A 4,991-nucleotide genomic window follows, 5' to 3' on the forward strand; every position below is an offset into this window, starting at 1 on the left:
AAGGCACCCCCTCGGCTTCCTCCAGACCCCACTGTTGCCAGTGGCGCCCTTGCCTGCTGGTTACCTTCCCGCTGGTTGGGCGGTAGGGTTTCTCTCAACCCATCGGCTCGGTAGACATGCCGGGCGCACCGCGAAAAAACCACCGCAAGGTGGTTTTTTCTATGCCAGTTTGGCCAGGGCTTCTTCTTCCAGGAGGGGTTTGCTGTAGAGGTAACCCTGCATCACATCGCAGCCGCTTTCCAGAAGGTAGCGGCGCTGGATGTCCTGCTCCACTCCCTCCGCCACAACCCTGAGTCCCAGTTTGTGGCACATGGAGATCAGGTCCTTGATGATCAGGCGGTGCTTCTCCCTAAAGACCATGTTGTCGATGAAGCTCTTGTCGATCTTGATGCAGTCGATGGGGAGCTCCCCAATGCGGGAAAGGGCGGAATAACCGGTGCCGAAATCGTCCAGGGCGATGGTCACCCCCAGCTCCCGCAGGGGATGGAGCTTGGCCGCGATGCCGGCGAAGTCTTCAATGAGGACGGACTCGGTAATCTCCAGCTGGAGCCGGTGGGGCTCGATCCCCGTCTCCCTTAGGATCTCCCCCACCCGCTGCACGAAATCCTCCTGAAGCAGCTGCAAGGGGGAGATGTTCACCCCCACATGGAGGTCAGTGAAGCCCCGGTAATTGAGGCGCAGGATAAACCCGCAGGCCCGTTCCAAAACCAAGTATCCCAAGGGTACGATGAGGCTGTGGCGCTCGGCGATGGGAATGAACTCGGCAGGGGAAACCATACCCAAGCTGGGGCTGTTCATGCGGGCCAGGGCTTCAAAACCCACCACTTTCCCGGTGGCCAGTTCCACTTTGGGCTGGTAGTGGAGGTAGACGGTGCCCAAGGCGGGACTGGCCACAAAGCGGCGGAGCTCCTGGGTGATGATCTCTTCCCGGCGCAGCCTGGCCGCCATCTCCACATCGAAAAAGGCGTAACTGGAAGGGCTTTGGGTGTTCTGCAGGTGCTGCACCACGATGGCGGCTTGGGTGAGCACCTCCTCGGGACCCTGGTGGGAGCCACTGAGCTCCACGATCCCTATACCCACAGCCAGGTGGTGCCCCAGGGGGTCCTGCCCTTCCTCCACTTGGAGGCGGATCCCCTCGGCGAACTCCACCAGTTCTTCCCGGCTCCCATAGCCCTCCAGGAGGAAGACGAAGCGGTTGCTGGAAAAGCGGAAGAGCTTTCTGCCTGGCCGCACCAGTTCAGCAAGCCTTTCCGCCATGGAGTGCATCACCCTGTCCCCCGCGGCAAAACCGTACACGGAGTTGATCTCGCTCAAGTTGCGCAGGTGCACCAGCATAACCGCACTGCTTGCAGGATCCCCCCGCTCCAGCCGCACCGTCAGAACCTCCAGCAGGTACTCCTTGTTGGGCAGGCCCGTGAGGGTGTCGTGGTAGGCGAGGCTCACCAGCTGCTGGTTGTGGCGGTAGTTGGTGTACATGGTGTAGATGAAGATCAGGCAGACAAAACTGGTGCCGGCGAAGACCAAAAAGCTGGTGGTACGCAGGGCGGCTTCGGTTGACCCCGTGTATTTCCCCACCACCAGGGTGCCCACGAACTCATCCTCTAGATAGACGGGGACGTAGATGTCGTAGACCTCCTGGCCGTTTTCCCGGTTGATGGTGGAATAACTGCGGCCGGCCAGTACCGCTTCCTTAACAGCGGGATCCTCCAGACTCATGCCCACATGATGACGCTCACCGCTGCTGGCCAGGACCACAAAGTCGGGGCCGGCAAAACAGACATGGTCCACCAAATGAAAACCGCCGATTTCGTCCACCGTCCTCTGCAGTTCAAAGGAGGAAAGAAAACCCTGGACAAAATCGGCGCCGATGCCCAGCTGCACAAAGCGCTCATCCGCCAGGCGCAGGTAGGCATATTTGTAATACCTATCTGATTCGCTATCCCGGCGGATATCCTCCACCAAGGATGCCAAGCCGCTCACCATAAACTCATGCACCGGATGCCCCGGCGGAGCCTCCCAGCCCAGGTACTCAGGGCGGGTGGAGTATTCGATGATGCCCGCAGGACTATAGATATAAATCTCATCAACGGATAAAGAGTCCGCCAAAGCCCGAAGGGCTTCATCGCTCAACTGATCCGAAAACAAGGCGGCGGTACTGCTGGCCGTCAAGAGCCGCTGCTCCAAAAGGTCATTGATGGCGCGATAGGCTTCCCTGCTTTTCACCAGGCTGTGGGAGTAGATGCTGGCGTAGTTCAAACTCTCCTCTTCCAGCCTGCGCAGAAACATACTCCTCACGAAATTAACCAAGAAGTAGTTCAAAGCAGAAAAGACAAGCCCAATCAAGATGATGGCAATGGCATAGGGCCGAAGCCGAATGGTCCTCTGCATGCGGCCACCTCCAGTAAACCCGATGCGCGGGCAGAAGCCGAAGTTCGGTACTTACTGGGGAATCTTCTCCACTAAACGTCCAAACCCTCCCAGCCTTAGAGGTTCAAGACCCAAGTATAACACTGATAAGCAGCCAGCGGGTGATCAGCCTAGCGCCGTTCCTCTCACAGAACGGTATCGGCCGCGTCTACCGCTCCTGAAGGGTCTACTGCCGTTCATGGAACTGCGGCACAGTCATAAGACTGTACTTAAGGCCAGTTTCTCTGAACCAATGGCTGGGCAGAGCTATCTTCATCGGAGGGCTTGCCGAAGCTCTGCGACCAGCTGTTCCACGCTCTTTCCGTGGTTGCGGCGTGTGAGGCCCTGACTGCATCCCTGAGCTTCTTAACGCGTTTGGGCCTTGTGTTTCCACTTGTGCCTCGCTTACCCGCTCCTTCCCACGGCACACCAGGGGCTTCCCCGGGTAAGTCTACCTGCCCTGCCTTGAAGCCATCCGTCCTAACTTGCAGAGCTATCCAGCTATCGGGCTTTCCCATTTTCGCAAGGTTACCCACTCTGCAAGCCAACCCCGGTTCGCTTACGCTATGTTCCAAGGCACCCCCTCGGCTTCCTCCAAACCCCACTGTTGCCATTTGCGCCCTTGGCTGCTGGTTACCTTCCCGCTGGTTGGGCGGTAGGGCTTCCTTCAACCCATCGGCTTGGTAGACATGCCGGGCACACGAAAGACCTCGCGGGGATAACCCGCGAGGTCATTAAGAACTCCTACTATTCGCAGCTAAGTCGAAACCTTATACTCCCGGTTCTTCAGTCGTGATCGTCCACTCGATTTCGGTTTTGAGGTCGTAGTCCACGAGTTCGACGATCAGAGTCACCACTTTGTCTTCCTCTTCCTCTTCCTCTTCCTCTTCCTCTTCCTCGTACTCCGAAGCCAGCTTCTCCGCAAAGGCAGAACCTACCATCTCAATGGTGGCGGAGCCTTCTACGAATTTCACATAGGCGACGCCATCAACACCCGGCTTAGCACTCGAAGGATCCTCCGACTGTGCCAGGGCACTGCCCTCGTCCACTTCGGGTTTAACCCGCAGCTGAACCTCGGCTTGCTCGGGTTCAAACCAGTCAACAACTTGTCCCAACTTGTCCTTGACGGTAATTAGGATGTTGCCATCGTCCTTGACTTCAGCATCTAAAGTCTCAGGATCGCCAGCTTCAACGCTGATCTCCACTTCTCCGGTCACAGTTCCCCACTCGTCACTAACGATCGTCACAACCAAGGTTACTTCTTCGCCCTTCTCCCAGGCTTCAAACTCGATTCCGTCAGCCACACCGTCCGCAAATGTCGCTTTTCGGTTGTAGACCTGTGATCCGGAGGCGTCGCCCCAGTTGATCATAACAACAGGCGACCCTTCATAGGTGTATACAGTCTGAGGCTCATCTGCATCGCCATACTGCAGAGTCAGCGTGAGGCTGATGGTTTCGCCAGACTTGTAGATCTCACCATCGGCTTCAACCTTAATCATCGTCGGTCTAGCATCAACCAAGAAGGGCTCTGTTTCTGCCACGTACTCAATCTCTTCGCCTGCTTCCTTCCCGGGACCCGTGATGGTTAGGGTGGCTACAACGTCTTCGGTGATCTCGTCGAACTCGATCTGCGCCGTCGTTACCGTCCAAACACCCTGGATCCAATTATTCTCGTCGTCCTTCAAGCGAACAGCCGTGATATCATCCTCAGAATCCTTCTCGATCTCGGCGTCTACTTCAACGTTGACCGTGATCACGGAAGCTTCATTCCAACCATCATAGGCTTCGCCGGCTTTGTTCAGCGCTTTGATGACGAACACAATCTCATTCAAATAAGCGCTCTGAACTTCAACCGTCCATCTGTCGAACAGACCGTCGTATTCAGAGTTTCCTGCGCGATTATACCTACGATCTGCTTGAACGATGCATCGACGTCATTAATGTCCTCTGCCTTGTCTGGAAGATTGCCCAACCCAAGCAAGGCATCCTTGTAGAAGGGAAGCTTGTCAGGATCGAAGCCCGTTTCAGGATCTTCGAGATCGAGATCCAGTGCCTCTGTGGGATATTCAACGCTCGCTACGGGGGTTGCCAGGTCTAACTCGATCAGCAGGGCCCACAGGGCATCTTCATGGTCTTCTTCCTTGAATTCACCAAACTTCGCCAAGATGACCTTGAGGTTCTCAGTGTTCACCGCGTTGATGGCACCCTGGATGATGCCCTCAATCTGTTCGAGACATTTCTCGAAATCGTCATCATCATCCCAATCCCAGTCTGAATCGTTGGCCTTGCCCTCATACTTCGTTCCGATCTTCTTCAAGTAACCTTCAGCCAACTTCTCGTACAGATACTCAAACTCTACGCCCTCTGCGTGCAGGGCTGCCCACAAACGAAAAGGACAATTCACATCTGCCCTGACCCTGCTGTGCCCTACAGCCGCAGTCAAAGCTCCATGAATCGTCCCTGGTTATTCCCTTCCTGCCAAACCCTGTGGCAGAAGCCTAGATTGGCTTTTCCTTAAAACTTCGACGTTTTGACGTGAAGTCCTTCTCCTTGCCCAACTTTAAGTGCAAAAACTACCATCTTAT

The 4,991-nt window shown here is 55.9% G+C and carries 3 protein-coding genes; all 3 read right to left on the reverse strand.

Translation table 11 applies throughout. The annotated features are described in order from the left end of the window. Nucleotides 1-159 precede the first annotated feature (159 nt). The gene (locus ACE4YL_RS08275; protein WP_461360168.1) at nucleotides 160-2,388 is read right to left on the reverse strand and encodes a putative bifunctional diguanylate cyclase/phosphodiesterase; all 2,229 of its coding nucleotides are present in this window, start codon (nucleotides 2,386-2,388) and stop codon (nucleotides 160-162) included. A 788-nt stretch (nucleotides 2,389-3,176) separates the two neighbouring features. Next, a complete protein-coding gene (locus tag ACE4YL_RS08280) occupies nucleotides 3,177-4,226 on the reverse strand; it encodes a hypothetical protein (RefSeq protein WP_461369494.1) in 1,050 nt (349 codons plus the stop codon). Between the two features lie 8 nt (nucleotides 4,227-4,234). Beyond that, entirely contained in the window at nucleotides 4,235-4,849 is a 615-nt protein-coding gene (locus ACE4YL_RS08285) for a hypothetical protein (RefSeq protein ID WP_461369495.1), read from the reverse strand. Nucleotides 4,850-4,991 lie beyond the last annotated feature (142 nt).

Source organism: Candidatus Darwinibacter acetoxidans (genome assembly GCF_041936445.1).
GTDB lineage: Bacteria > Bacillota > Limnochordia > Darwinibacteriales > Darwinibacteriaceae > DTU010.

What these genes read in the sequence shown, in the direction of transcription:
- ACE4YL_RS08275 (WP_461360168.1), bottom strand. Translation starts at nt 2,388, where the DNA reads ATGCAGAGGACCATTCGGCTTCGGCCCTATGCCATTGCCATCATCTTG.